The 24,677-nt window shown below is 48.4% G+C and carries 21 protein-coding genes and 1 pseudogene; 9 read left to right on the top strand and 13 right to left on the bottom strand.

The genetic code is table 11. The features are described 5' to 3' along the window. Positions 1-11 precede the first annotated feature (11 nt). From C7N83_RS00060 to C7N83_RS00080, 4 genes and pseudogenes are all read left to right on the top strand, one after another. Positions 12-1,121 carry a metallophosphoesterase gene (locus C7N83_RS00060; RefSeq protein ID WP_106739698.1) on the top strand — a complete coding sequence of 370 codons (1,110 nt, stop codon included), beginning with the start codon at positions 12-14 and terminating at the stop codon, positions 1,119-1,121. 225 nt (positions 1,122-1,346) lie between these two features. After that, complete coding sequence (trmB, locus tag C7N83_RS00065; RefSeq protein ID WP_106739700.1) at positions 1,347-2,063, top strand: tRNA (guanosine(46)-N7)-methyltransferase TrmB; 717 nt, start codon at positions 1,347-1,349, stop codon at positions 2,061-2,063. Between the two features lie 868 nt (positions 2,064-2,931). Continuing rightward, positions 2,932-4,398: pseudogene (locus C7N83_RS16840) on the top strand (hypothetical protein); the annotation flags it as partial. Next, positions 4,395-5,366, top strand: coding sequence for a calcium-binding protein (locus tag C7N83_RS00080; RefSeq protein ID WP_106739705.1), 972 nt, complete (start codon positions 4,395-4,397; stop codon positions 5,364-5,366). The pseudogene C7N83_RS16840 and the gene C7N83_RS00080, both read left to right, overlap by 4 nt. Before the next feature lie 97 nt (positions 5,367-5,463). Here C7N83_RS00080 and C7N83_RS00085 read toward each other — a convergent pair whose 3' ends face one another. Then, positions 5,464-6,993 carry a helicase HerA-like domain-containing protein gene (locus tag C7N83_RS00085; protein WP_106739707.1) on the bottom strand — a complete coding sequence of 510 codons (1,530 nt, stop codon included), beginning with the start codon at positions 6,991-6,993 and terminating at the stop codon, positions 5,464-5,466. Between the two features lie 262 nt (positions 6,994-7,255). On the opposite strand from C7N83_RS00085, the gene C7N83_RS00090 reads away from it, so the two are divergent. Both C7N83_RS00090 and pheA read left to right on the top strand, forming a co-directional pair. Continuing rightward, the gene (locus tag C7N83_RS00090; protein ID WP_106739709.1) at positions 7,256-8,491 is read left to right on the top strand and encodes a multidrug effflux MFS transporter; all 1,236 of its coding nucleotides are present in this window, start codon (positions 7,256-7,258) and stop codon (positions 8,489-8,491) included. Between the two features lie 160 nt (positions 8,492-8,651). After that, positions 8,652-9,734, top strand: a complete 1,083-nt coding sequence (gene pheA / locus C7N83_RS00095) for a prephenate dehydratase (protein ID WP_106739710.1) — start codon at positions 8,652-8,654, stop codon at positions 9,732-9,734. Between the two features lie 288 nt (positions 9,735-10,022). Here pheA and nqrM read toward each other — a convergent pair whose 3' ends face one another. Together nqrM and C7N83_RS00105 are read right to left on the bottom strand one after the other, a co-directional pair. Beyond that, positions 10,023-10,247 carry a (Na+)-NQR maturation NqrM gene (gene nqrM, locus C7N83_RS00100; protein WP_106739712.1) on the bottom strand — a complete coding sequence of 75 codons (225 nt, stop codon included), beginning with the start codon at positions 10,245-10,247 and terminating at the stop codon, positions 10,023-10,025. A gap of 21 nt (positions 10,248-10,268) precedes the next feature. Then, positions 10,269-11,309 (bottom strand): FAD:protein FMN transferase, encoded by a 1,041-nt coding sequence (locus tag C7N83_RS00105; protein ID WP_106739797.1) that lies wholly within the window; start codon positions 11,307-11,309, stop codon positions 10,269-10,271. Positions 11,310-11,427: 118 nt separating this feature from the next. Here C7N83_RS00105 and C7N83_RS00110 point away from each other — a divergent pair, with 118 nt between their 5' ends. After that, positions 11,428-11,889 carry a DMT family transporter gene (locus C7N83_RS00110; RefSeq protein WP_106739713.1) on the top strand — a complete coding sequence of 154 codons (462 nt, stop codon included), beginning with the start codon at positions 11,428-11,430 and terminating at the stop codon, positions 11,887-11,889. An 88-nt stretch (positions 11,890-11,977) separates the two neighbouring features. Here C7N83_RS00110 and nqrF read toward each other — a convergent pair whose 3' ends face one another. The 6 genes from nqrF to C7N83_RS00140 are packed head-to-tail and all read right to left on the bottom strand — an operon-like array spanning position 11,978 to position 17,772. Beyond that, positions 11,978-13,195: an NADH:ubiquinone reductase (Na(+)-transporting) subunit F gene (gene nqrF, locus C7N83_RS00115; protein ID WP_106739715.1), complete on the bottom strand. Its 1,218-nt coding sequence runs from the start codon at positions 13,193-13,195 to the stop codon at positions 11,978-11,980. 12 nt (positions 13,196-13,207) lie between these two features. Then, on the bottom strand, positions 13,208-13,801 hold the full coding sequence (nqrE, locus tag C7N83_RS00120; RefSeq protein WP_106739716.1) for an NADH:ubiquinone reductase (Na(+)-transporting) subunit E: 594 nt from the start codon (positions 13,799-13,801) through the stop codon (positions 13,208-13,210). Between the two features lie 3 nt (positions 13,802-13,804). Further along, positions 13,805-14,431, bottom strand: a complete 627-nt coding sequence (locus C7N83_RS00125; RefSeq protein ID WP_106739718.1) for an NADH:ubiquinone reductase (Na(+)-transporting) subunit D — start codon at positions 14,429-14,431, stop codon at positions 13,805-13,807. After that, on the bottom strand, positions 14,431-15,201 hold the full coding sequence (locus C7N83_RS00130) for a Na(+)-translocating NADH-quinone reductase subunit C (protein WP_106739719.1): 771 nt from the start codon (positions 15,199-15,201) through the stop codon (positions 14,431-14,433). Before C7N83_RS00130 ends, C7N83_RS00125 begins: the two co-directional genes overlap by 1 nt. After that, a complete protein-coding gene (locus C7N83_RS00135) occupies positions 15,194-16,426 on the bottom strand; it encodes an NADH:ubiquinone reductase (Na(+)-transporting) subunit B (RefSeq protein ID WP_106739721.1) in 1,233 nt (410 codons plus the stop codon). The genes C7N83_RS00130 and C7N83_RS00135 overlap by 8 nt, the downstream gene beginning before the upstream one ends. A gap of 2 nt (positions 16,427-16,428) precedes the next feature. Next, positions 16,429-17,772, bottom strand: coding sequence for a Na(+)-translocating NADH-quinone reductase subunit A (locus C7N83_RS00140; protein WP_106739723.1), 1,344 nt, complete (start codon positions 17,770-17,772; stop codon positions 16,429-16,431). A gap of 545 nt (positions 17,773-18,317) precedes the next feature. Between C7N83_RS00140 and C7N83_RS00145 the strand changes: the two genes are divergently transcribed. Further along, entirely contained in the window at positions 18,318-19,118 is an 801-nt protein-coding gene (locus tag C7N83_RS00145) for an aldo/keto reductase (protein ID WP_106739725.1), read from the top strand. Positions 19,119-19,974: 856 nt separating this feature from the next. On the opposite strand, the gene C7N83_RS14110 is transcribed toward C7N83_RS00145, so the two are convergent. From C7N83_RS14110 to ribBA, 3 genes are all read right to left on the bottom strand, one after another. After that, entirely contained in the window at positions 19,975-20,253 is a 279-nt protein-coding gene (locus tag C7N83_RS14110) for a hypothetical protein (protein WP_146135060.1), read from the bottom strand. Between the two features lie 521 nt (positions 20,254-20,774). Continuing rightward, entirely contained in the window at positions 20,775-21,041 is a 267-nt protein-coding gene (locus tag C7N83_RS00155) for a GNAT family N-acetyltransferase (RefSeq protein ID WP_106739728.1), read from the bottom strand. A gap of 164 nt (positions 21,042-21,205) precedes the next feature. Next, positions 21,206-22,540: a bifunctional 3,4-dihydroxy-2-butanone-4-phosphate synthase/GTP cyclohydrolase II gene (ribBA, locus tag C7N83_RS00160; protein WP_106739729.1), complete on the bottom strand. Its 1,335-nt coding sequence runs from the start codon at positions 22,538-22,540 to the stop codon at positions 21,206-21,208. Between the two features lie 227 nt (positions 22,541-22,767). On the opposite strand from ribBA, the gene C7N83_RS00165 reads away from it, so the two are divergent. Continuing rightward, positions 22,768-23,367, top strand: a complete 600-nt coding sequence (locus tag C7N83_RS00165; protein ID WP_106739731.1) for a DUF4230 domain-containing protein — start codon at positions 22,768-22,770, stop codon at positions 23,365-23,367. A 67-nt stretch (positions 23,368-23,434) separates the two neighbouring features. Here C7N83_RS00165 and C7N83_RS00170 read toward each other — a convergent pair whose 3' ends face one another. Further along, on the bottom strand, positions 23,435-24,661 hold the full coding sequence (locus C7N83_RS00170; protein WP_106739733.1) for a uracil-xanthine permease family protein: 1,227 nt from the start codon (positions 24,659-24,661) through the stop codon (positions 23,435-23,437). Positions 24,662-24,677 lie beyond the last annotated feature (16 nt).

Genomic DNA, 24,677 nt, shown 5'->3' on the forward strand with positions numbered 1-24,677 from the left:
CAGGTTTTTTTATGCGTTTCGGATTTTTTATTATTGTTTTGGTATTGATGCAGCTCTTTACCTTTGGTTTGGGACGGTCGTTGCAATGGCTGTTGGCGCCATATATCGGCAAACGTGGCCGCCGCTGGCTGATGGGCTTGGCGTATTTCATTACCAACAGCCTGATTGTCGGGTTGCTGCTGCAAGTCGATCATGTCATTTTCCGCATTACCGCGTTTTGGATGGTGTTGCTGCTGTTTGTCATGTATGCCGCTTTGGCGACCTTTGTGTTGTATCTGTTGTTGCGCAAATTTATGGCACAGCCGCCTTTATCGCGCAGCCTGCGTTTGTTCGCGCCGTTGTTTCTGGTTTGCCTGACTGCTTTATCGGTGTACAACGCTTACACGCCGGTAGTGCGCCATCAAAGCATTACCATCAATAAGAAACTAGACCGGCCTTTGCGCATCGGTTTGGCCAGCGACACCCATTTGGGCTTATTGGTGGGTGCAAAAGAATTGGACAAACTTGCGGCCGTCATGCAGCAGGAAAAAGTCGATTTGATTCTGTTGCCGGGCGATTTGATGGATGACGACACCAAAGTGTATGTCGCCAAAAACATGCAGCCGCATTTGGCCAAGCTGAAGGCGCCGCTTGGCGTGTATGCTACGCTTGGCAATCATGACTTGTTCGGCCATCAAAACGAAATCCGCGCCGAATTGGAAAAAGCTGGTATCCGTGTATTGGTGAACGAAGCCATTGAAAAACACGGCCTGCTGCTGGTCGGCCGCAATGACGATCTGGACAAATCACGCCCGTCAACCGAGCAATTATTGCAAGGTCAAAATACCAATCTGCCGGTATTGCTGTTGGATCACAGGCCGTCTGAAATTAATCTGCATGCCAGACTGCCGGTCGATATTCAGGTTTCCGGCCATGTTCACAACGGCCAAGTCGCGCCGGCTAATTTAATCGTGCAGACCATCAACCGTTTGGCCTACGGCTATGAAGCCATCGGCAAAGGCCATTACTTTGTCACTTCAGGTTATGGTTTCTGGGGCATTCCGATGCGCTTGGGTTCGCAAGCGGAAGTGTGGATTATTGATGTGAAAGGTCAAATAGAAAGGCCGTTTGAAAAGCAATAATACGGTATAATTGCGCACCATACTTCAAGCCGTTTGAAGCATATGGCTTTCGGACGGCTTGGGTCTTTTGCCTCCCATCTTTTGCATATCGCTTCGTGCCAAACTTCCTGAATTGTTATCTATCAAGTTGATATATTAAATTTTTTAATTGTTCCACTTTGAGCTACACTCAAATTCGGTGGAGGGTCTCAGCCTTTTTATTTTGATTAAAATGACTTAACCAGTATGACAGATTTCACCCAATATCACGAAGAAAACCAAATACCTGTTGAACATTTGCGTTCTATCCGCAGCTTTGTGTTACGTCAAGGCCATATGACTGCGGCGCAGCAGCGGGCCATTGATACCATGTGGCCGCATTTCGGCATCGATTATCAATATTCGGCCATCGATTTGAATCAGTGTTTCGGCCGAGTTAACCCGAAAGTTTTGGAAATCGGTTTCGGTATGGGTACGGCAACCGTAGAAATTGCGAAACGCCTGCCGGAAACGGATTTTCTGGCGATTGACGTACACGGCCCGGGTGTTGGCAATATTTTAAAGCTGATTGAAGAAGAGCAGGTTGGCAATATCCGTGTGATGCGCCATGATGCGGTAGAAGTGGTCGAAAACATGCTGGCTGACGATGCATTGTCAGGCATTCATATTTTTTTTCCTGATCCGTGGCACAAAAAACGCCACCACAAACGCCGCTTGGTGCAACCCCCATTTGTTGAAAAATTATTGCCGAAATTAAAAATGGGCGGTTATATCCATATGGCAACCGACTGGGAAGAATACGCCGTGCAGATGCTTGAAGTTTTAAGTGGCTTCCACAATCTGCGAAACACGGCTGAAGATTACGCTGCAACACCGGATTACCGCCCGGAAACCAAATTCGAAGCCCGTGGCAAACGCTTGGGGCACGGTGTTTGGGATTTGGTGTTCCAACGCACGAAATAACAGCATGAGACCTTTGTAGAATCCCTGTTCTTGTCACATTTTTCGGCACGGTACTCCTTGAACGCTATGTGTCTGCATGTCTGAGCATGATTTGATGCTGCCATTTTGAACTGTGTACGAATTTAGGGTTTTAAAAAGGCTCAATTATTAGGGAGTGTCTTCATTTCATCATGCGGCATCTTTCCGACATAAAAAACCGGCTGCTGCGTTGAAAATGCACGTAAGGTGTCAAACCGTTCTCTTTTGAGTTGAGTTAATTTTTAGAAAACAGATATATAAAGAAACAGGAAAGGAGATAAAAAATTTTAAATATCAGGAAAATGGCACGGTTATATGGATTTATGATAATGACGATTCGACATTTAAGAGTTTTAAATTAATAAATCTTTATAATAGCCGAAATCAAAAAAATAGATGTTATAAATTAGATAAGAAAAACATTGATAAATTAGTTTTGAATATTAATAAATATGAACATACTTTTTTTATAGGAGATAAATAATGGTATATTACCCTTATTACAGTGGAAGTTCATTTACTAGAAATGCTATGGATAGAGCAAATTACCATGGTGGGTTTTCAAATAAATAAACTACAAGGCTGCATACCGACAGCTATGAAGCGTACAGACATGCTTTTCCAAGCGCCAAGTTAACACAAGATAAATGGAATAATAATGTAGGAAGGGAAGAATATCATAATTGGGAAAAAGCTAAAAAAAGTAGGAGAAATATCAGATTCTTTAGAAAAATGGATTTATGACCGTGTAAAAGAAGGAAAAACTATCAATGATCCGTTCAATGACTCTAGAAAATGGGTCAAGCCGGAAGATAGACATTGGTGTACTCCTGAAGATTGGAAAAAATAGCAGGAGAAAGTTAACCACGACGGCAAATACCACATCTACGACCAGTTAGTTCTTGATTTGGACGGCGACGGCATCAAAACCGTCGGTACACAAGGCTATACAGGTGCGCTGTTCGACCACGACGGCGACGGTATCCGCACGGCTTCGGGTTGGGTTTCGGCGGATGACGGCCTGCTGGTTATCGACCGCAATTCAGACGGCCTGATTAACAACGGCAATGAATTGTTTGGTGACAATACTTTGTTGGCCGACGGCACAAATGCGGCCAACGGTTTTGCGGCATTGGCAGAGTTCGACACCAATTCAGACGGCATCGTCGATGCAAACGATGCTGATTTTGACAAATTAAAAGTTTGGCGAGATTTGAATCAGGACGGTGTTTCCCAAGAGGGTGAACTGTTTGGTTTAACCGAACTGGGCATCCAATCGCTGAACGTTTCTTACCAAGACACCAATAAATCCTTAGGCAACGGCAGTACCTTGGCGCAAAACGGCAGCTACACCAAAACCGACGGCTCTACGGCACAGATGGGCGATTTGCTTTTGGCTGCCGACCATCTGCACAGCCGTTATACTGACACGGTAGAAATGACTGAAGAACAGATGCAGGCAGCCAATCTGCAAGGCATAGGCCGTTTGCGTGATTTGCGCGAAGCGGCGGCTTTATCGGAAAGCCTGGCAGAAACTTTGAAAGCCTACAGCGCGGCGGAAACCAAAGCGGCGCAACAGGCATTGTTGGATGATTTGGTCGGCAAATAGGCGCAAACCGACCCGCAGTTTGCATCAGCCGGTGCGGGCGCGGTATTTTCTACCGCCATGATCCGCACGGCAAACGAAGGCATCGCACTGACACCGAGCCAAGTAGCCAAATTGATGCTGGCAGCTGAAATACCTGCCGAATATCAGGAAAAAATCCAAGCAGTCCGTCATAAAATTGCGGTATTGGATGCCTTTTCAGGCGAAAATTCTAGCGTGGTGTATGCGGGCAATACCGACCAGATGCAGCGTTTTATCGATACAGTGCAGGACACCTATGACAAACTGGCCTCCAATGTTTACGAAAGCCTGCTGTTCCAAACCCGCTTGCAGCCCTATCTGAACGAAATCGGTCTGACCTTGGAAAACGGGGAGTTCAAGCTCGATTACAGCGGTATTGAAGCCAAATTCAATGCCGTTTACTCTGAAAACCCCGAAAAAGCCTTTGTCGATTTGGGCGAGTTTTTGGCTTACGGCAAAAGTGGGGCGGAAGAACTGAATAGTTTATTTGCCGGTTACGTTGAAACTGCCGCACAAAACGGCACGTTCTCAAACTATGCGGCCGCATTGGGAAGCGAAGCTTTTACCAAACTTGGTCATCAGTTGGGAACGGGTAAGGATGAAACTTTATCTGGCAACCAAACTGCCAATTATTTGGCAGGTAGAGACGAAACGACAGACTTTATGGTTATGGCGGTGACGACGTATTGAACGGCGGTGCCGGAGACGATCTGCTCGAAGGCGGTGCCGGCAAAGACATCCTGACCGGCGGCGCAGGCAACGATTTCCTCAAAGGCGGTGATGGTGCCGATACCTATATTTTCGCCAAAGGCCATGGTAAAGATACGGTTTCCGACTACGGCAGCCGTGCCGAACATACCGATACCTTACGCTTCAGCGGTGCCAACCATGCCCATGCCGTTTTTACCCGTGACGGTAATAATTTGGTGATTAAAGCCTACGGCGGCGGAGACAGCACAACCGTTGAAGGCTACTTCAGCAGCGGTTCCTACCGTTATTATGACTTTGCCTTTGACGACAAAACCCTAACCGCAGCGGATATGCCGTCTGAAACCGTATCAGGCCGGGGCACGGACGGCAACGACACCCTGTACGGCTGGAGCACCGTTGACGTATTGGACGGCGGATTGGGCAACGACACCCTTTACGGGTACGAAGGCAACGACACCCTGAACGGTAACGAAGGCAACGACTATCTCAGCGGCGGCGGTGGTAACGATGCGCTGAACGGAGGAGGCGGCGATGACCGTCTGTATGGGGAAGGCGGTGACGACGTATTGAACGGCGGTGCCGGAGACGATCTGCTCGAAGGCGGTGCCGGCAAAGACATCCTGACCGGCGGCGCAGGCAACGATTTCCTCAAAGGCGGTGATGGTGCCGATACCTATATTTTCGCCAAAGGCCATGGTAAAGATACGGTTTCCGACTACGGCAGCCGTGCCGAACATACCGATACCTTAATATTTGAAGATGCGCTGTTTGAACATGCCGTGTTCTCGCAAGAGGGCAGCAGCCTGGTAATTAAGGCTTTCGGCGAGGATGGAGGACAGGTAAGTGTGCAGAATTATTTCAGCAGCCAGTCTTACCGTTACAGCCAATTTTCATTTGATAATGCAACGGTAACGGTGGATGCGTCACTGAATGTGAATGTTGTCTGATTTGTCAGGCGGTATAAAAGTCCGTCTGAACGGGTAAGCAGAATCTGAGGGTTCTGCCATATTTGTTCAGACGGCCTGTTTGCATGAGTTGATGTGTTTACTTCAGCATATTTTTAATAATCCCCATCACGCTGCGGGAAATGGCGTTGGTTACTTGGCGGTTGATTTGGCTGCCGACAGCATCGGCGACATTGTAGCCTACGCCTTGGCCGGACTTTTTACGGCCGCCGGTCAAACCGCCGATAAAGCCGCCGAGTAAGCCCGGGTCTTGGTTGGCTTGGGCTTTGGCCGCTTCTTTTTCGGCTTGTGCCTGTGCTTTGGCGGTTTCTTCCGCTTGTTTGGCTGCTGCTTGCTCGTTGTTGAGTTCGGTTAGGGCTTCAAAGGCGGAGTAGTTATCAATCATGTCTTTGTATGTCTGATACAAATCATCGCGCTGATACAAGGCATCGCGTTCTTCTTTGGATAACGGGGTCAACGCGGATTGTGGTGGTAACACATAAGCGCGTTCCACCGGTGCGGGCATGCCTTTTTCATCTAAGAATGACACCAAGGCTTCGCCTACACCCAATTCGGCAATGGCTTCGGCCACTTTGATGTCGGGATTGCTGCGGAAGGTTTCGGCGGCGGCGCGTACGGCTTTTTGGTCGCGCGGGGTGAACGCACGTAAGGCGTGCTGCACGCGGTTGCCCAGTTGGCCGAGAATGGTATCGGGTAAATCGAGCGGGTTTTGTGTCACAAAATACACGCCCACGCCTTTGGAGCGGATCAGGCGCACGACTTGTTCGACTTGTTCTAATAATGCAGTAGCGGCATTGTCGAACATCAAATGGGCTTCATCGAAAAACATGACGAATTTCGGTTTTTCCGGGTCGCCGACTTCGGGCAGCATTTCAAATAATTTGGCTAGCATCCACAGTAAAAACGCGCTATACATACGCGGCGAGCGCATCAGCTTTTCTGAATTTAGGATGTTAATCACGCCTTTGCTGCTTTCAGACTGCATCCAGTCTTCCAAATTCAGTGCTGGTTCGCCGAAGAAATCATTGGCGCCTTCGTTTTCCAAGGTCAGCAATTGGCGTTGGATCGCGCCGATACTGGCGGCGGATACGTTGCCGTATTGGGTGCGGTATTCGGCGGCGTTGTCGGAAACGTGTTTCAACATGCTGCGCAAGTCTTTCAAATCCAAAATGTGCCAGCCGCGGTCATCGGCGACTTTGAACACCAAATTCAACAAACCTTCTTGGGTATCGTTCAAATTCATCAAACGCGCCAGCAGCATCGGTCCCATTTCGGAAACGGTTACGCGTACGGGGATACCGCTTTCGCCGAATACGTCCCAAAAGCGCACCGGGAAATTTTGAAGCCAGCTTTCGCCCAGTTCAAATTCGGCAATGCGCTCGCCCACCTTGCCGCCGACCGTACCGACTTGGGAAATACCCGACAAATCGCCTTTCACGTCCACTAAAAATACCGGTACGCCTTGGTTGCTGAAGGCTTCGGCCATACGGCGCAGGGTGACGGTTTTGCCGGTACCAGTCGCACCTGCAATCAGGCCGTGGCGGTTGGCCATTTTGCCTTGGATTTCGAGAGAGACGTCGCCGGTGCGGGCGATAGGGAAGGTGGTCATGCGGTTTTCCTTTGGAATAAATCAGAGATAGGCGGTTATTTTCTTATGAAATGAGTGGCGGTGCAACGGTATTCGGGTGAGTGTTGGGTTTTTCAGACAGCCTTCTGAAAGAATAAAATCAGGCTGCTTGGAAAGAATGTGGTAAAGCGTGATTGAATTGTTCAGACGGCCTTATGCTTTCAAGTCAGGCCGGTATGGACTATAATTCCAAGTTTTCCAACCACCGTCTGGCGCGGTTTGTTTGAATGTGGGCAAAGAAGTTATGACTGCTGCAGAAAAGCCTTTGGGCGAAAAGCAGATGGCGGTATTGATGGCAATGTTGATTGCGCTTATGCCGTTTTCGATTGATGCGTATCTGCCGGCGATTCCTGAAATGGCCGAAAATTTGGGCTCTAATATCCACCGAATCGAGCAAAGCCTGAGTATGTTTATGTTTGGTACGGCATTCGGCCAATTGGTCGGTGGCTCGGTATCCGACATCAAAGGCCGCAAACCGGTGGCCTTGGCCGGACTGGCGTTGCATTTTATCAGCGTATTAGGGTTGACGATGATCAGTAATGTCGAGCAATTGCTGGCCTTGCGTGCCATACAAGCATTTGGTGCGGGCATGACGGTTGTGGTGGTTGGTGCGTTGGTGCGCGATCATTATAACGGGCGCAAAGCCGCGCAGATGTTTGCGCTTATAGGCATTATTTTGATGATTGTGCCGCTGATGGCTCCGATGATCGGTGCGCTGCTGCAAAACTTGGGCGGATGGCGTGCGATTTTTTGGTTTTTAACGGCTTATAGCGTGTTGCTGCTGGCGTTGGTCGCGGTTTTCCTGCCGAAACCGATACGTACCGACAAAATCTGCCGCAATATTTTTGCTATTGTCGGCGGCCGGTTCAAGCAAGTGTTGCGCAATAAAGGGGCGATGGGCTATCTGTTTTTCCAAGCGTTCAGTTTTGCGTCGATGTTTGCGTTTCTGACCGAATCTGCTTTTGTTTATATGAACTTGTATGGAGTGTCGCCACATAGTTACGCATGGATTTTTGGTTTGAACATCATCACCATGGCTTTGTTTAACCGCGTGACGGCGTGGCGTTTGAAAAGAGGCGTTCATCCACAGAATATTTTGCAGTGGGGCATTATCATCCAGTTTGCCGCCAATTTGTTGATGATGTTACTGGTATTGTTGGCAAACTTGCCGCCGATGTGGGCATTGGTGGCGTGTGTGATGCTTTCCGTCGGTACTCAGGGCTTGGTCAGCGCCAATACGCAGGCGTGCTTCATGAATTATTTTAAGAAAGAAAGCGGCAGCGCCAATGCGGTGTTGGGCGTGTGTCAGTCGGTTATCGGCGCGACGATGGGCCTGCTCACGACCTGGCTGCACAACGGCTCGGCCTTAATTATGCCGCTGATGATGCTCGCGGCGACGGTATGCGGTATTGTGTTGCTGTGGATGTGTTCGCATGAGGCATGGATTGAAAATGACAAAAATTACGGCGAGTTTAAATAAAAATATTGATTTTGGCTTACTGGTGCAATGAAATACTGTTTCGGCGCAATCATTGGGCTTTAATGCTTTAATTTCTATTATCAGGCCGTCTGAATCTCTTTCAGACGGCCTGTTTAATGCTAAAATCGCTAAATTCAGGAATTTATGCAAGAGAAACATCATGTCGATTGACGAGCAATTAAAACCTCATCGCGATGCGATTGACGAAATCGATGCCGCCGTATTGCGCCTGTTAAACGAACGCGCTGGACACGCCCACGCCATCGGCGAACTCAAAGGTACTGGTACGGTATACCGACCAGAGCGTGAAGCCACTGTGTTGCGCCGTATTCAGGCATTGAACCAAGGGCCGCTGCCCAATGAATCCGTTGCCCGATTGTTCCGCGAAATCATGAGCGAATGTCTGGCAGTGGAACGTCCGCTAACCATTGCTTATTTAGGCCCGCAAGGCACGTTTACCCAGCAGGCCGCCATCAAGCATTTCGGCCACGCGGCTTATACCCAAGCCTGCACCATGGTTGATGATTGTTTCAAAATGGTGGAAACGCGCCAAGCCGATTATTTGGTGGCGCCGGTGGAAAATTCGACCGAGGGTTCGATTGGCCGCACGCTGGATTTGCTGTCCATATCCGCACTCAAAGCCTGTGGCGAAGTGGTGGTGCGCATTCACCACAATTTGCTGCGTAAAAACAGCTACGAAATTAATGGTGTGACCAAAGTATTTGCGCATGCGCAAGCTTTGGCACAATGCAACGACTGGTTGGGCCGCAACCTGCCCAATGCCGAGCGCATTCCGGTATCCAGCAATGCCGAAGCCGCGCGTATTGTGGCCGAATCGGATGACGGCACGTTGGCTGCTATTGCCGGCATTACCGCTGCGGAAATCTATCAATTGAACATTGCCGGTGAATACATTGAAGATGAGCCGAACAACACCACGCGCTTTTTGGTGCTCGGCCATCAAGATACCAACAGCACAGGCAGTGACAAAACATCGTTGGTCATCTCCACCCCAAACCGCGCCGGTGCGGTCATGGGCTTGCTGCAGCCGCTTACCGATTTGGGCATTTCCATGACCAAATTTGAGAGCCGTCCGAGCAAATCATCGTTGTGGGAATATTTGTTCTTTATTGATATCGAAGGTCATAAAGACGATGAACGTGTGCAAAAAGCCCTGCAATTATTGAGTGCGCGCGCGTCGTTTGTGAAAGTCATCGGCTCATATCCGACCGTGGTGTTATAAACACTCAAATACGTCAAAGGCCGTCTGAAATCTGATAAGCAAGATTGCTTGAACAGGTTTCAGACGGCCTTTGTTATATAGTTAATGGAATGAGGATTAGTGAGTGAACCCATTTTTTTGCGTCGCCGAGTTTCGGACAGAAAAGCGCGTATACAAGACAATACTCTTTACACGCTGCGTCGGTAATAACCAGCCAGGGCAGCAAGATTGGACACTTTGCGTGCATTTTCAATGTGGCAGACGGGGTTTATGCCAAAAAGTTGCTGCATGATGAAATGAGGATACGCCCTATTGATCAATCACAATACCTTTACTTCCGCCGGCTGCTTTTTCGGCATCCAATTTCTTTTGCAGCGTACCGCAAGGTGTGTCGCAATCGCACATTTTTTCCATGCCCAAAGCGGAAATCCCGCCGCAGCTGCCTTTAATCGAGCGTTTGGAAAAAATATAGCCGACGGCCATGCCTAAAATCACGAGCAGGAAAATGCCGAATGTTAAAAAGAGGGTCTTCATGATGTGGGTTCCAAGGTTAAATTAATTGACTAATTTTTTGAATGCACTTGACATCTCGGTTTTGTAGCCGTTGCCGTCGTAGATGATTAAGAATACCGCCCAACCGTATTGTTCGGCAAGTGCCAAGGCTTTTTCTTCGCCCAAGACGAATAAGCCAGTAGAAAGGCCGTCGGCAGTGGCAGTGTTATCGGCAATCACGCTGACGGACGCGAGCTTGTGGCGAATCGGCGCACGCGTTTGCGGATTGATGATATGGGAGAGGCGGTTGCCGTTGTCATCCAAATGGAAATTGCGGTAATCGCCCGAAGTGGCCAAAGATTGGTTATCCAGCGGCACAATAATCTGCGTGCCGCTGCCTTGCACTATGTTCGGCTGCTCAATGCCCACGCGCCATGTTTCGCCGGAAGCATTGTTGCCTTTGCCGTATAATTCGCCGCCTATTTCAACCAAATAGTTGCGAATACCTGACTTTTCAAGATGTTGGGCCACTTTATCCACGCCGAAGCCTTTGGCGATGGAGGATAAATCCAAATAAACATCGGCTTGTGTTTTGGCTAGGGTGGAAGATTGGCCGTCGTTAACCAGCACGATTTTATCAATGCCGACCGCTTGCGCCGCCTGCTCGATTTCGGCAGCGGTAGGCGAGTAGGTTACTTCTTTATCCGGACCGAATCCCCATAAATTCACCAAAGGCCCGACGGTCACATCCAACGCACCTTGGGTAACTTGGTTTAATCTCATCGCTTCGGCGGTCACACCGGCAAAATCGGCGGAAATCGGCAACGGCCGGTTGATATTACGTATTTGGTTGAATTGGCTGATTTCCGAATCCGGTTGATAGGTGGACATCTGGCGGTTGACTTCTTGAAGTAAGTCGTCAATTTGTGCCTGCATGATTTCGGGTTCGGGCAGATCAAGGCCGTCTGAAAGGTATTTGACGGTGTAAGACGTACCCATTGTTTCACCTTGCAGGGTGACAGTTTGCGCTTGTTTGCCGCATGCGGAGAGCAGAAACAGCGTGGCGGTGAAGAATAGCAGGGATAGGGATTTCAAAACAGGCATGGGTGTGCGGCAAAATTTTTCAGATGGCTTATTGTAACGTAAAATGAACGGCAACGGGCTGTTTTAGAGGCGGTGAAAAATAGGCTGAAAAGGTCGTTTGAATATTTGGAGCGGTAATATGTGGGCAGTTTATTTGAGTTTAGCTTTTACAGCGGGCATGGCTTCGGCCATACAGTCAGCGATTAATACGCAGCTGGCACGGGCAATGGGCGGCGAAACCTTAATAGCCACTTTGATTTCGTTTGCCGTCGGCGCTGTGGCATTGTTTTTCATAACATGGGTAAAAACGGATTTGTTCGGGTATTTGGCCATCATCAGCCATCAGCCTTGGTGGAAATTAAGCGGCGGTTTGCTCGGTGCGGTGTTTGTATTTACCAGTGTGTTGCTGGCACCTAAATTGGGTATTGCGAACATGTTGTTTGTGATTATCATCGGGCAATTGGTGGCGGCAGCGGTGATTGATCATTACGGTTTTATCGGTATGGCGGTGCGTGAAATGACCATGCCGAAATTAATCGGATTGGTCGTGATGGGTGTAGGGTTGGCGCTTTTCTCGTTTGGTGATAAGGTTTGGAAGTAACAAAGATCTGGTTTTGATGAGGCCGTCTGAAATGTTCAGACGGCATAGAAATAAAAAAGGAAGAAACCCCGGTTTCTTCCTTTTTTTGTTAGCCGCCGAAATCGTCCAACAGGATGTTTTCGTCTTCTACGCCCAAGTCTTTGAGCATTTTGATTACGGCTTGGTTCATTACCGGCGGGCCGCACATGTAGAATTCGCAATCTTCAGGGGCTTCGTGGTTTTTCAGGTAGTTTTCATACAATACATTGTGGATAAAGCCTGTGTAACCATCCCAGTTGTCTTCCGGCAGTGGGTCGGAAAGGGCAACGTGCCATTCGAAGTTATCATTTTCTGCGGCCAGTTCGTCGAAGTCTTCTACGTAGAACATTTCGCGTTTCGAACGTGCGCCGTACCAGAATGAGATTTTGCGTTTCGATTTCAGACGGCGTAATTGGTCGAAAATGTGTGAACGCATAGGCGCCATACCTGCTCCACCGCCGATGAATACCATTTCGGCATCAGTGTCTTTAGCGAAGAACTCACCAAATGGGCCGGAAATCGTCACTTTGTCCCCAGGTTTCAATGACCAAATGTAAGAAGACATTTGACCTGGAGGCGCATCAGGTTCGTGCGATGGCGGGGTGGCGATACGCACGTTCAGCATGATGATGCCTTTTTCTTCCGGATAAGAAGCCATGGAGTAGGCACGCAGAATCGACTCGTCAACTTTGGAAACATGGCGCCATAAATCGTGTTTGTCCCAGTCTTCGTGGTATTCCTCGGGAATGTCGTAGTCTTTATAGGCTACTGTGTGAGGAGGAGCATCGATTTGTATGTAGCCGCCGGCGCGGAAAGGGACTTCTTCACCTTCGGGAATGGCCAGTTTCAATTCTTTAATGAACGTGGCTTTGTTGTCGTTGGAAATAACGGTGCATTCCCATTTTTTCACACCGAACACTTCCTCCGGTACTTCGATGTCCATGTCGGTTTTGACGTTGACTTGGCACGACAAACGGCAACCCGCTTTGGCTTCGCGCTTGGTGATATGCGACAGCTCGGTCGGTAAAATGTCGCCTCCGCCGCTGTTGACTACCACACGGCATTGGCCGCATGAGCCTCCGCCGCCGCAAGCGGAAGGAATGAAAATGCCTTCGTTGGCCAAGGCACCTAATAGCTTGCCGCCTGCAGGCATGGTCAGTTCTTTTTCACCGTTTACTTTAATGGTGATGTCGCCTTCGTTAACCAATTTTGATTTGGCAAACAGAATCATCAGCGCCAAAATCAAAATGATGACGGTAAACATCACAATACCTAAAATAATTTCCATTGTGTGTCTTCCTTATAACTGGATGCCGGAGAACGACATAAACGCCAAAGCCATCAGGCCGGCTGAAATAAAGGTAATACCCAGACCTTTCAAGCCGTCAGGGACATCGGCATACTTCAGTTTTTCGGTGATACCGGCCAATGCCACAATCGCCAGCATCCAGCCCAAACCTGCGCCGAAGCCGTAAACGATGGATTCGGTGAAATTGTATTCACGCTGAACCATGAATGACACCCCGCCGAAAATGGCGCAGTTTACGGTAATCAGCGGCAGGAAAATACCAAGCGCGTTGTAAAGGGCGGGGAAAAATTTGTCTAAAATCATTTCGAGAATCTGTACTAAAGCGGCAATCACACCGATGAAGGTGATGAATTTCAAAAAAGTCAGATCCACGCCTTCAATGATGGCACCTTCTTTCAATAAAGTGTAAACCAATTGGTTGGCCGGTACGGCAATGGTCAATACCACGGTTACGGCAATACCTAATCCGAAGGCGGTAGATACCTTTTTGGAGACGGCCAAAAAGGTACACATGCCCAAGAAGAAGGCCAAGGCCATATTCTCAATGAATATAGACTTGACGAATAAGCTCAGATAATGTTCCATGGATTATTTCTCCACCTGTTCAGGTTTCCAAGTACGGATGGCCCAAACCAGAAAACCGATAATAAAGAATGCGCTTGGCGCCAGCAGGAACAAGCCGTTGGCCTGATACCAGCCGCCATCTTGGATGGTTTGGAAGACAGTCATGCCGAATAATTTGCCGGAACCGATTAATTCGCGCAGGCTTGCAACGATAATCAGAATCAAGCCGTAGCCCAAGCCGTTGCCGAAACCGTCAACAAAGCTTTCCATCGGAGGTTCTTTCATTGCAAATGCTTCCGCGCGACCCATTACGATACAGTTGGTAATAATCAGCCCCACAAATACCGACAATTGTTTAGAAAGTTGGTAAGCATATGCCTGTAACACTTGATCCACCAAAGTTACCAATGAAGCGATGATCGCCATTTGCACGATAATGCGGATGCTGTTGGGGATATAGTTACGTACCAGCGAGATAAACAGGCTGGAAAAACCGGTTACAAATGCCACAGAAACACCCATGACGATAGCAGTTTCCAGTTTGGTGGTAACGGCCAGTGCCGAACAAATCCCCAATACTTGCAGTGCAATCGGGTTGTTGTCGGCAAAGGGTGAGAACATTAAATGTTTCAAACGTTTGGTATCAGCCATTATTCTGCTCCTGCTTTCAGTTTGGCTAAGTAAGGCTTATAACCGTTTTTGCCAAACCAGTAATTGAGTGTACCTTGTACGCCTTTGGTGGTCAGGGTTGCGCCAGACAAACCGTCTACGCCGTGTTCTTGATCGGCGCCTGCGCCTTTACCGACACGGATGGCAACATTGCCTTGCTCATTGTAGAGCTTCTTGCCGACAAATTTCTGCTGCCACAGCGGATTGGCTATTTCACCTCCCAAGCCCGGGGTTTCACCCTGCTCGTAGTAGGTAATGCCGTTGAGCGTGTTCCCGTCGGGTTTGACAGAAATGAAGCCGTACATTACCGACCACAGACCGTTGCCGTGTATAGGCAGGACGATTTGTTCCACTTTGCCGTTTTCGTCTTTTACCAAATAAACATCGGCCAGTTTGGCACGGGTTTTGATGCCGGCCAAATCGTCTTCGGGTTTGATGAGGCTGTTTTGTTTCGGATCTTTGGCCGCAGTACGGGCATCGAAACTTTCTGGTGGATTGTCAACGTATTGGCCGGTTGCCAAATCAACGACACGCGGCTCGATTCTTTCTGAATAGGTTTGGGCGATGTCGGTTTTCGCATCGAGCAAACCGGCTACGCTTAAGATGTAGCTTTGTTTGTCTTTGGCTTTTTGTTCGACCTGAATCGGTTTGAGACCGACAGCAGAACCGGCCACTACTACAGAACAAACCAAGCTCACCACAATCACGACGGCCAGTGTGCCGCCGAAGCCGTCTTTATTGAATTTAGCCATTGGTGCGCGCCTTTCTGCGTTTAATGTTCGCTTGTGCGACGATATAGTCGAAAATCGGAGCAAACAGGTTGGCAAACAGAATCGCCAACATCATGCCTTCCGGATAGGCGGGATTAACCACGCGGATTAACACGGCCATCATGCCGATTAATGCGCCGTACCACCATTTGCCGGTATTGGTAAATGAAGCGGAAACAGGGTCGGTCGCCATAAACAGCATACCGATGGCAAAGCCGCCCAACACCAAATGCCAGTACCAAGGCATGGCAAACATGGCATTGGTGTCAGATCCGATGGCGTTAAACAGCAATGAGGCGGCAATCATACCGACTATCACGCCGGCAATAATACGCCAAGAAGAAATACGGGCGAACACGATAAACAAGCCGCCGGTAATCAGGGCAATGGTCGATACTTCGCCGACCGAACCCGGAATATTGCCGATAAAGGCATCCATCCAAGTAATCGGTTGTCCGGTGGCAACATTTTTCAAACCGGCTATACCGTCTGAAGCCCATTGTGCCAAAGCAGTTGCGCCGGAATAACCGTCGACGGCCGTCCATACTTTCTCGCCGCTGATGTCGGCAGGATAAGCAAAGAATAAGAATGCACGGCCTGCCAGCGCAGGGTTCATAAAGTTTTTACCGGTACCGCCGAACACTTCTTTCGCTACCACCACGCCGAAGGTAATACCCAAAGCAGCCTGCCATAATGGCAGGGTTGGAGGAACAATTAAGGCAAACAGAATTGAAGTTACGAAGAAGCCTTCGTTGATTTCATGTTTGCGCACCATAGCGAACAAAACTTCCCAAAACCCGCCGACAACAAATACGGTGGCGTAAATCGGCACAAAGAAAATCGCACCGAAGAGCATTTTACTCAACCAACCCGCATCGGCAGCCATATTAATGTCCAAGGTATTGGCTAAAGCATAGTGCCAATCATTGGCGATGCTTTGTTGCAGCAATTCAGGTGTTAACACGCTGAATGCTTGTGCACCGACGTTGTACATACCGTAGAACATGGCGGGAAACAGTGCCAGCCAAACCATGATCATCATACGCTTCGAATCGAGCGCATCGCGGACATGTGCCGCCTTACGCGTTACCGCACCTTGCGTATAGAAAATCGTTGCCGCCGCTTCATAGAGCGCATACCACTTTTCGTGTTTGCCGCCCGGCAGGAAGTGCAGTTCGATTTTTTCTAAAAAATGTTTCAAGCCCATAATCAGCCTTCCTTCTCAATAGTATCCAGCACTTTGCGTAACAGCGGGCCGTATTCGTATTTGCCCGGGCAAACGAAACTGCACAATGCTAAATCTTCTTCGTCCAATTCCAGACAGCCCAAGGCTTGCGCACTGTCGGTATCGCCGACAATCAAGTCACGCAAGAGTAAGGTAGGTAGGATGTCAAGCGGCATAATGCGTTCATAAGTGCCGATCGGTACCATGGCACGGTCACCACCATTGACGGCAGTATTGAACTTGAAGAGTTTGCTTTTGAGAAAATGACCGAGTGTGGTGCGGGTAATGGTGTATTTCTCAGATTGCGGCGCAATCCAGCCGAAAAATTCTTTGTGGCGGCCTTCTTCCAAAACCGACACTTGGTTGTGGTAGCGACCGAGATAGTCGTGCGGACCGGTGGCGATGCTGCCATTTAAGACCGAACCGGAAATCACGCGATTGTCAGCATTCACCAATTCACCGGCGGTGAACTGGGAAAGGTTGGCACCTAAAACGGTACGCAACAGACGCGGTTTGTTGACTTGGGAGCCCCCCAGAGCGACCACACGTTCGGTGTTCAGACGGCCTGTGGTAAACAATTGGCCGATAGCAATCACGTCTTGGTAGTTGATTGTCCAAACCGTTTTGTTCGCGCCGACAGGTTCGATAAAGTGGATATGCGTGCCGCTCAAACCGGACGGATGCGGGCCGTTGAATTCGTGCACGACAATATTGGTCGCACTTGCAGACGGCACATTGGCACCGGCTGCTTTACACACATGCACAGTGCGTTCGGTCAATCGACTCAACACGCGCAGGCCGTTAATGAAGTCAGCAGCTTTTTCGGTAATGATGACGGCCGGATCGGCAGCCAGCGGATTGGTATCCATGGCATTGACGAAAATGGCAGCAGGATTGGCGTCGACCTCAGGCGTTTTGCTGAACGGGCGAGTGCGCAAGGCAGTCCACAAACCCGATTGAATCAGATTGGCACGCACTTGCTCGCTGCTTAAATCCGGTAAGGCTTCGGCAGGATATTGCTCAAACGTGATTTCGTCGTTGCCGGTAACGGCAATCACCACGGATTGTAAGACGCGTTTTTCGCCACGGTTGATAGCCGTGACGGTGCCTGAAGCCGGAGCGGTAAACACCATACCCGGATTTTTCTTGTCTTCAAACAATACTTGGCCTTTTTTGACGACATCGCCTTCCTTGACTTTCATCGAGGGGCGCATGCCGACATATTCTTCGCCAAGCAACGCGACTTCGGTAATGGCCGGGCCATCATAGATGGTTTGTTCCGGTCGGCCTGCAATAGGCAGGTCCAAGCCTTTTTTTATCTTAATCATAGAGATGCGTTACTTCTTACTAGGTTAAAAAACTGGCAAGCCGATGGCGTCGAGTACGGCCAGCGACGTCGGTATTTTTGATGGCGGCAAATTTTCTTCAAAACCAAATAAATCTAAAAATGGTATGGTAAGGTGGTTGGCAATTAATCGTTGTTTTTATTGTCGAATAAAAGATTAACACTGGCTCAGGCCATCTGAAAATCGGTTTTGGAGAAAGAGCAGGCTCAAAATATCCAAATGGAAGAATAAATAAAATCTTTGGAATTTTAACAGGAATAGACGGATTTTTGTCACATTCCGGCAGATTTTTTCACGTATAAAGCTAATTTAGTAAGCCATAATAACTAATAAATTATGATACAAAAATAATATCTTAAAGAAATAATAAGGCTTAAAAATACCCAAGGCCGTCGGAAAAGGATGGGCAGGTTCTTGAAGCAGGCCGGGAAAAATATGGCTAAAATTAAGCTGTTCGTCCAATCAAATCGGAGAATCATCATAGCAAAAAATACGCTGTTGAATCATGGCAAATTAGGCATAGGAACATGGTATCTCGGCGACAACGCTTCGATGCATCAAGAAGAAATTGCCGCATTGCGTTATGGCTTGGAACGGGGGTATCGATTATCGATACGGCTGAAATGTGCGGCAACGGTCGTTCGGAAAATCTCGTTGGTGAAGCCATTCAGCCTTTTATCTGCGACAGTATTTACCTGATTTCCAAAGTGTTGCCAGGCAATGCCAACAGCCACAACCTTGAATGCAGCTTGGATGTTTCGTTGTACCGGTTGCAGACTGGCTATCTGGATATGTATCTGTATCATTGGCGTGGTGCGACGTCTTTGCCCGAAACGGTTGAATTGATGGAAAAGATGGTGCAGAAAGGGAAAATCAAAGCATGGGGCGTATCGAACTTTGATTTTGAAGACATGCATGAATTGCATGATGGGGGCGGCACGAATTGCGAAACCAATGAAGTATTGTATTATTTGGAATCGCGCGGTATCGAATTTGTTTTGGAGCCGTGGCAGGATGCCAACAGTATTTCAACCATTGCGTATTGTCCGCTGGCGCAGGCCGGTGAATTGCAGGACGATTTGCTGCATCATCCCGAGATGCGTCAAATAGCGGACGAACTCAATATCAGCGTGTACCAGGTGCTGTTGTGTTTTACCTTGGCGCAACAAAACATGGTATCGATTCCGCGAACCGGCAAAACGGCGCACATGAAAGAATTGGCAGATTGCTTGGATATCCGTTTGCCGGCCGGACAATATGCGGCTTTGGATGAAGCCTTTCCCGCACTGCAACGGCATGTGCCTTTGGATATTTCAAAGGGTCGGTGACTGATATGGCGCAACAGACGGCTTCCAAGCCAAACCTGGTTCAATGCTGGGGAATTATACCGCTGGAGACTGACAAGATACTATAGCAGAAGGGTTTGCCGGCACGCATAATTTTCTCGGTAGTCAGAATATAGGGGGTTTATGGTGATAAAGGAAATGCCACACGCGATAACGGAAAGATAGCTGATATAGCCGCCGAAGTTATTACCGTTGTTGCTATTCCGGTAGCAGCACCATTTGCTATTTCGGATATAATTTCTTCCGATATATTTCAAGCCATCATTCAGATGAGGTAATCATGAAAAATGTAATTTTATATTTTTTGGCCGTTTTGCTATCCAAGTGTTTGCGGTAGATGTTTTAGTCCAATGACCGTTGTACCTTAGTAAGGCGGGCTGACATTTTCATGTTGAGTCATATATCAAAGATGTAAGTAATGAACAGCGGATTATAGATATAAAATATTGTCTAGGTGTGGATGCGGAAGGAATACCAGACAGGAATGGGAATATATTTAATTTTATTAGAGATAAATATAATGATTCTGCTTATGGCCATAAAAGAGTTAGAATGTTCGATAAATGTATGATGGAAGGAAAAAGCTATGAGTATAAAGGCAATACGTAAATTTGCTATTCTTGCTGGTATAATCAAATTATAAGTTTTAAGCTGACACAGATTTTTGAACGGTCTCTTTGCTGACAATGAACGACATGATGAAATGCATGATTTTATCGGATAGTATTGAGAAACAAAGCAAAAAGGCCGTCTGAAACATGAACTTCTCTCCAAAAAGTAGGACCTCCCAGCCCACTAAACAAGGAGCAGTTTTTCATAACCAAATTCACAAACCCATTTAAAATCCAAGCTCTGACACGCCACCGACACAGCTCATCCACAGCCACAGGCGTATCACGCACCTGCCAAAGCGCGGCTGCCGATGAAACAGATCGCCAAGCCATACCGACAGCACAAAGACCGATACGGCTGCCGCCGCATTTGCGCCATCCCGAACCGCCGCATCCGTCTTTCCGAAAAAAGCCGCCAGAAAGCTGATGGGGGAAATGGGTATGCAGGCAAAAATCAGGCAGGGCAAAGACTGCCGAAAAGCGGTTGCCAGCACGGTCAGCGGCAACCCGTCCGACCGCAGCTTTGCGGCAAAAGCTGGCCGGGTTTAGCGGCACCTATCCCCGGTATCGGATGTGTATAACGGCGCGAAACAGTCGTATACGCCCTGCCGACAACCGAACGGTAATTGGTCACGGAGATGATGGACAGGCCGGATGCCTGAACATAAACCGCTGTTTGATTCGGATCGGGGGTTGCCGTACCGTCCGAAGGCATTTCGGGCGAAGCTGCCGGCGTATGCCAGGCAAAGACAATGGCGGAGACAGTACGCCGATGGAGGGCTTCTTTGCGGTTATTGGAGACGGGGTGCTTTTTTCTGCGGGTGTTTAAGGGTACCGATGACTTGATAGCGGATATTCATGAGGGTATCCGTTATTACAATCACGACAGGAGCAAGTTGAAATGAAAAGGACCGGGTTCTGTGGCATACGGGATTCAGTCCCTGGTGGCAGTTGAATGTAAATTTGTCTGAGATTTGGGGCGGTTCATGCTTTCAGACGGCCTTCTTGATAAAGAGAATGGATTGGATCAATGTGACAAGCGTCTTTCTTGTGCCAAAATCTGTTCGGCATAATTGCAGCTTGCCGTTAAGCCCAAACCGTTTTTCTCGGCCTCCTGAATGGCGGCGTTGACCAAATGGCGTGCCAAACCTTTACCTCGATGTTGCGGCTCGATGTGGGTATGGGTGATGTCGAGTGAATTGCCGATGATGCGGTAATCCAATTCGCCGGTAATTTCTTCATCGGCCAATAAGATAAACCGTTGCGAATCGGTTTGGTGCTGGATAACCGGCATGACTCTCTCCTTAATTTTTATCTAAAATTTGAAATCGGTGTGTTGCCGTTCAACCAGTATAAAAGATTTGTGGTAATGCGTAAGAAAAAATTAGGACGTCTGAAACCTTCAAGCTTTTCACGGCAAAGTGTTCAGACGGCCTTATTATTTGAAAAATTAGAAATTTACTGGTTTCCTGCTTCTTCGAATCCGACCACTTCCAAGCCGAAGCCGGTCAGACCGGTGAAGGCGGATGGCTTGCCCAGCACACGCAGTTTGTTGACGTTGAGATTGGCCAAGATTTGCGCGCCGATACCGTAGCTTTTGCTGTCCCATTTAAAGGTTTGGTTTGCGCTTTTGGGTAAGGTACGGTCAAGCAAAGATGCGCCATCTTCCGTACGGTGCATTAAAATCACCACACCGCTTTCGGCTTGTTGGATGCGGGCTAAGGCTTGCGGCAGCGACCATGAATGGCGCGGATTTGGGGAAATAAAATCCATCGCACTGAATGGCTCGTGTACGCGCACCAAGGTTTCATTTTTGGCAGCCGGTGTGCCTTTTACCAAGGCTAAATGGGTTTCGCCAGTTAATTTATCGACGTAAACGTGTTGTTGGAACGTGCCCCAAGGTGTGTATACCGGCGAATCCCCCATTTCTTCCAACAGGCTTTCGGTGCGGCTGCGGTATTCGATTAAGTCGGTTATGGTGCCGATTTTCAGACCGTGTTCTTCGGCAAATTTCATCAATTCCGGCATGCGGGCCATGGCCCCGTCGTCGTTGATGATTTCGCAAATCACTGCTGCCGGAATCAGGCCGCACATTTGCGCCAAATCGACACCGGCTTCGGTGTGGCCGGTGCGAGCCAATACGCCGCCTTTTTGCGCGCGCAGGGGGAAAATATGGCCGGGCTGTACGATGTCTTCAGGTTTGGCGGTAGGTGATACGGCGGTTTGAATGGTTAAGGCGCGATCGGCGGCGGAAATACCGGTCGCGATGCCGTTGGCCGCTTCGATGGAAACGGTAAAATTAGTGCCGTATTGCGCGCCGTTTTTCTGTGTCATCATCGGCAAGCCCAGTTTTTCGACCATTTCTTCGGCCATCGGAAGGCAAACCAAACCACGGGCATGCTTAATCATAAAGTTAATGGCTTCGGGGGTTACAAATTGCGCGGCCATTAACAGGTCGCCTTCGTTTTCCCGGTCTTCAGCATCGGTGATGATGACCATCTTACCGGCTTTGATGTCGGCTAAAATTTCTGGAATGGTGGCAATATTCATGGCTTTGCTCTCTTTGGAATCGGATGGGGTGGGTGTGTGTATAGTGTCGAGCCACATTTCGGGCATGGCGGCATCGCGCTCTATTTTCCGGGCTTTTTTTTCGCCGAATGATTTGTTTTTCAATAAAGCGGAGAGTTCGCCCTGATTAATGCCGGTTGCTGCAACAAATCGGGTTTGCTGGCCGCCGCATTGACGGTTAATCCATAGTCGCAGATTGTGGCGGCGCAATTCGGTAATAGTCATGGTGTGCCCTGTGTGTGAGAACGTAATCGATTGTAGTCCTAACTTTACCAAAAAGCAAATTTGGTAATGTAGATAATTTATATTACTTTATAGTAATTTTTTAGTAATAAAGACAGGGCCGTCTGAAACGTAAAATAGGGTTTTCAGGCGGCCTTTTTCATTGAAATTCCATTAAAAGCAGCCATATTATCAATTAGTTTCATTATAAATATTTTAAGGTTGATACGATGAAGATATTTTTTCGCTGGCTGCTGGTATTGTTGCTGTCCGCAGCTGCGGCGGCAGGCAGTTTTTATCATGAACGGGCCGCGCAAGAGCGGGCAGAAGCGCTGTCGCGCGAAAGGGTGTTGATGCAAATCAAACAGCTTAACCGTTTGGAAAGCACGGTGTTTTATATTGATACCATTATCCGCACTGAGAAAAAAGGTGACTGGCGCAAATTATGGCAGGATGCGCAAATCGGTTTGTTTATTGTGCGCGGTAAAGTGTTGGCCGGTGTTGATTTAGACAAAATCACGACAAATAATGTAAATATCATTGATGAAAAAGTCATCATCAGCCTGCCGGAAGTGGAAATTCTCAGCGTGGATTTGGAAGAGATTGAAGTTTACGATATCCAAACTGGTTCGCTGAATATATTGCCGATAGATAAAACGGTCTTTAAAACCGTGCAGGAAAAGGCTCGCGAGCAAGTGCTGACTGGCGCGTGTAAAGCGGATATTTTGAAAAATGCCACTACGCAGGCGCAAAGACAGTTGGAAGATTTATTCAGGCTGACGCAAACGCAGGTGTCGATTTATCCTGCTGCTGTGCCGGTTTGTGATTGAAGCATGAAATACCCAAAAGGCAGTCTGAAAAATATTTTTCAGACTGCCTTTTGGGTATGGAGATGATTTATCCGGCAGAAGTGGAAGGCTCTTCCGGTGTCGGTAAAATCCAGTTTAGTAAAATTGCCAAAATCGCGCACAAGCCCACACCGGCAAAGCTCAACGTGCCGAACTTGATAATCATGCCGCCCACGCCGGTGGTTAAAACCGCGCTGACGATGACTAAGTTTTTCGGCTGCATTAAATCGACTTTGGCATCAATCAGCGTTTTTAAGCCCAATGAAGTAATGGTCCCGAACAGTAAGATCATGATGCCGCCCATCACTGGTAAAGGAACTGATGCCAAAAACGCATTGAATTTGCCGAAAAAGGCCATACAAATCGCAAAAATAGCTGCCCATGTCATGATTTTCGGGTTGCTGTTCTTAGTAATCATTACCGCGCCGGTCACTTCACCGTAAGTGGTGACAGGCGGGCCGCCGATTAAGCCGGCCACGCATACACCTAAGCCGTCACCGGCAAGGGTTTTGTCCAAGCCCGGGTCTTTGGCGTAATCTTTACCGGTAACGTTGCCAATGGCCATAATGCCGCCGATGTGTTCGATGGCGGGGGCAATGGCGACCGGCAACATAAATAAAGCTGCCTGCCAGTTGACTTCGGGTGTTTCAAAATACGGCACGGCAAACCAAGGCGAGGCGGCAATCGGTGCGGTATCGACCAATCCCATGATGAGCGCTAATATATAACCTGAGGCCACGCCGATTAAAATCGGAATCAGTTTCATCATTTTGCTGCCGAATACCGACACAACCACAGTCACGGAAAAGGTGAAGCCGGCCAAAATCAATGAGTCATCGTATTCGATAATTTGCCGGCCGCCCGATTGGCCCATGGCCATCTGGCTGGCGGCGGCAGCCACCGATAAACCGATGACCATAATCACCGGGCCAATGACCACGGGCGGCAATAATCTGTGTACTGCTTCCAAACTTTGCCACCGAATCAGTGCGGCAAAAATAAAATACATAAAACCGGCGGCAAACAAGCCGAACATGGTCGATGGCAGCCCCCATTCGCTGATAGAATAAATAATCGGTGCGATAAAGGCAAACGAAGAACCTAAGAAAATCGGCACTTTACGTTTAGTGAGCAATTGAAACAAAAGCGTGCCGATACCTGCACCGAGTAAGGCTAATGCAGGATTCAAGCCGGTAAGCAGGGGGACGAGCACCATCGCGCCGAATGCGACAAATAAAATCTGCGCGCCGGAGATGGCAAGTTTGAGTTGTTGCATGTTAAATTCCGTTATG

The organism is Neisseria iguanae, from assembly GCF_003013245.1.
Lineage (GTDB): Bacteria > Pseudomonadota > Gammaproteobacteria > Burkholderiales > Neisseriaceae > Neisseria > Neisseria iguanae.

Excerpts from the sequence above, each read along its gene's own strand:
- C7N83_RS00060 (WP_106739698.1), top strand. The coding sequence starts at position 12 with ATGCGTTTCGGATTTTTTATTATTGTTTTGGTATTGATGCAGCTCTTT.
- trmB (WP_106739700.1), top strand. The coding sequence starts at position 1,347 with ATGACAGATTTCACCCAATATCACGAAGAAAACCAAATACCTGTTGAA.
- C7N83_RS00085 (WP_106739707.1), bottom strand. The coding sequence starts at position 6,993 with ATGACCACCTTCCCTATCGCCCGCACCGGCGACGTCTCTCTCGAAATC.
- C7N83_RS00090 (WP_106739709.1), top strand. The coding sequence starts at position 7,256 with ATGACTGCTGCAGAAAAGCCTTTGGGCGAAAAGCAGATGGCGGTATTG.
- pheA (WP_106739710.1), top strand. The coding sequence starts at position 8,652 with ATGTCGATTGACGAGCAATTAAAACCTCATCGCGATGCGATTGACGAA.
- nqrM (WP_106739712.1), bottom strand. The coding sequence starts at position 10,247 with ATGAAGACCCTCTTTTTAACATTCGGCATTTTCCTGCTCGTGATTTTA.
- C7N83_RS00105 (WP_106739797.1), bottom strand. The coding sequence starts at position 11,309 with ATGCCTGTTTTGAAATCCCTATCCCTGCTATTCTTCACCGCCACGCTG.
- C7N83_RS00110 (WP_106739713.1), top strand. The coding sequence starts at position 11,428 with ATGTGGGCAGTTTATTTGAGTTTAGCTTTTACAGCGGGCATGGCTTCG.
- nqrF (WP_106739715.1), bottom strand. The coding sequence starts at position 13,195 with ATGGAAATTATTTTAGGTATTGTGATGTTTACCGTCATCATTTTGATT.
- nqrE (WP_106739716.1), bottom strand. The coding sequence starts at position 13,801 with ATGGAACATTATCTGAGCTTATTCGTCAAGTCTATATTCATTGAGAAT.
- C7N83_RS00125 (WP_106739718.1), bottom strand. The coding sequence starts at position 14,431 with ATGGCTGATACCAAACGTTTGAAACATTTAATGTTCTCACCCTTTGCC.
- C7N83_RS00130 (WP_106739719.1), bottom strand. The coding sequence starts at position 15,201 with ATGGCTAAATTCAATAAAGACGGCTTCGGCGGCACACTGGCCGTCGTG.
- C7N83_RS00135 (WP_106739721.1), bottom strand. The coding sequence starts at position 16,426 with ATGGGCTTGAAACATTTTTTAGAAAAAATCGAACTGCACTTCCTGCCG.
- C7N83_RS00140 (WP_106739723.1), bottom strand. The coding sequence starts at position 17,772 with ATGATTAAGATAAAAAAAGGCTTGGACCTGCCTATTGCAGGCCGACCG.
- C7N83_RS00145 (WP_106739725.1), top strand. The coding sequence starts at position 18,318 with ATGGTATCTCGGCGACAACGCTTCGATGCATCAAGAAGAAATTGCCGC.
- C7N83_RS00155 (WP_106739728.1), bottom strand. The coding sequence starts at position 21,041 with ATGCCGGTTATCCAGCACCAAACCGATTCGCAACGGTTTATCTTATTG.
- ribBA (WP_106739729.1), bottom strand. The coding sequence starts at position 22,540 with ATGACTATTACCGAATTGCGCCGCCACAATCTGCGACTATGGATTAAC.
- C7N83_RS00165 (WP_106739731.1), top strand. The coding sequence starts at position 22,768 with ATGAAGATATTTTTTCGCTGGCTGCTGGTATTGTTGCTGTCCGCAGCT.
- C7N83_RS00170 (WP_106739733.1), bottom strand. The coding sequence starts at position 24,661 with ATGCAACAACTCAAACTTGCCATCTCCGGCGCGCAGATTTTATTTGTC.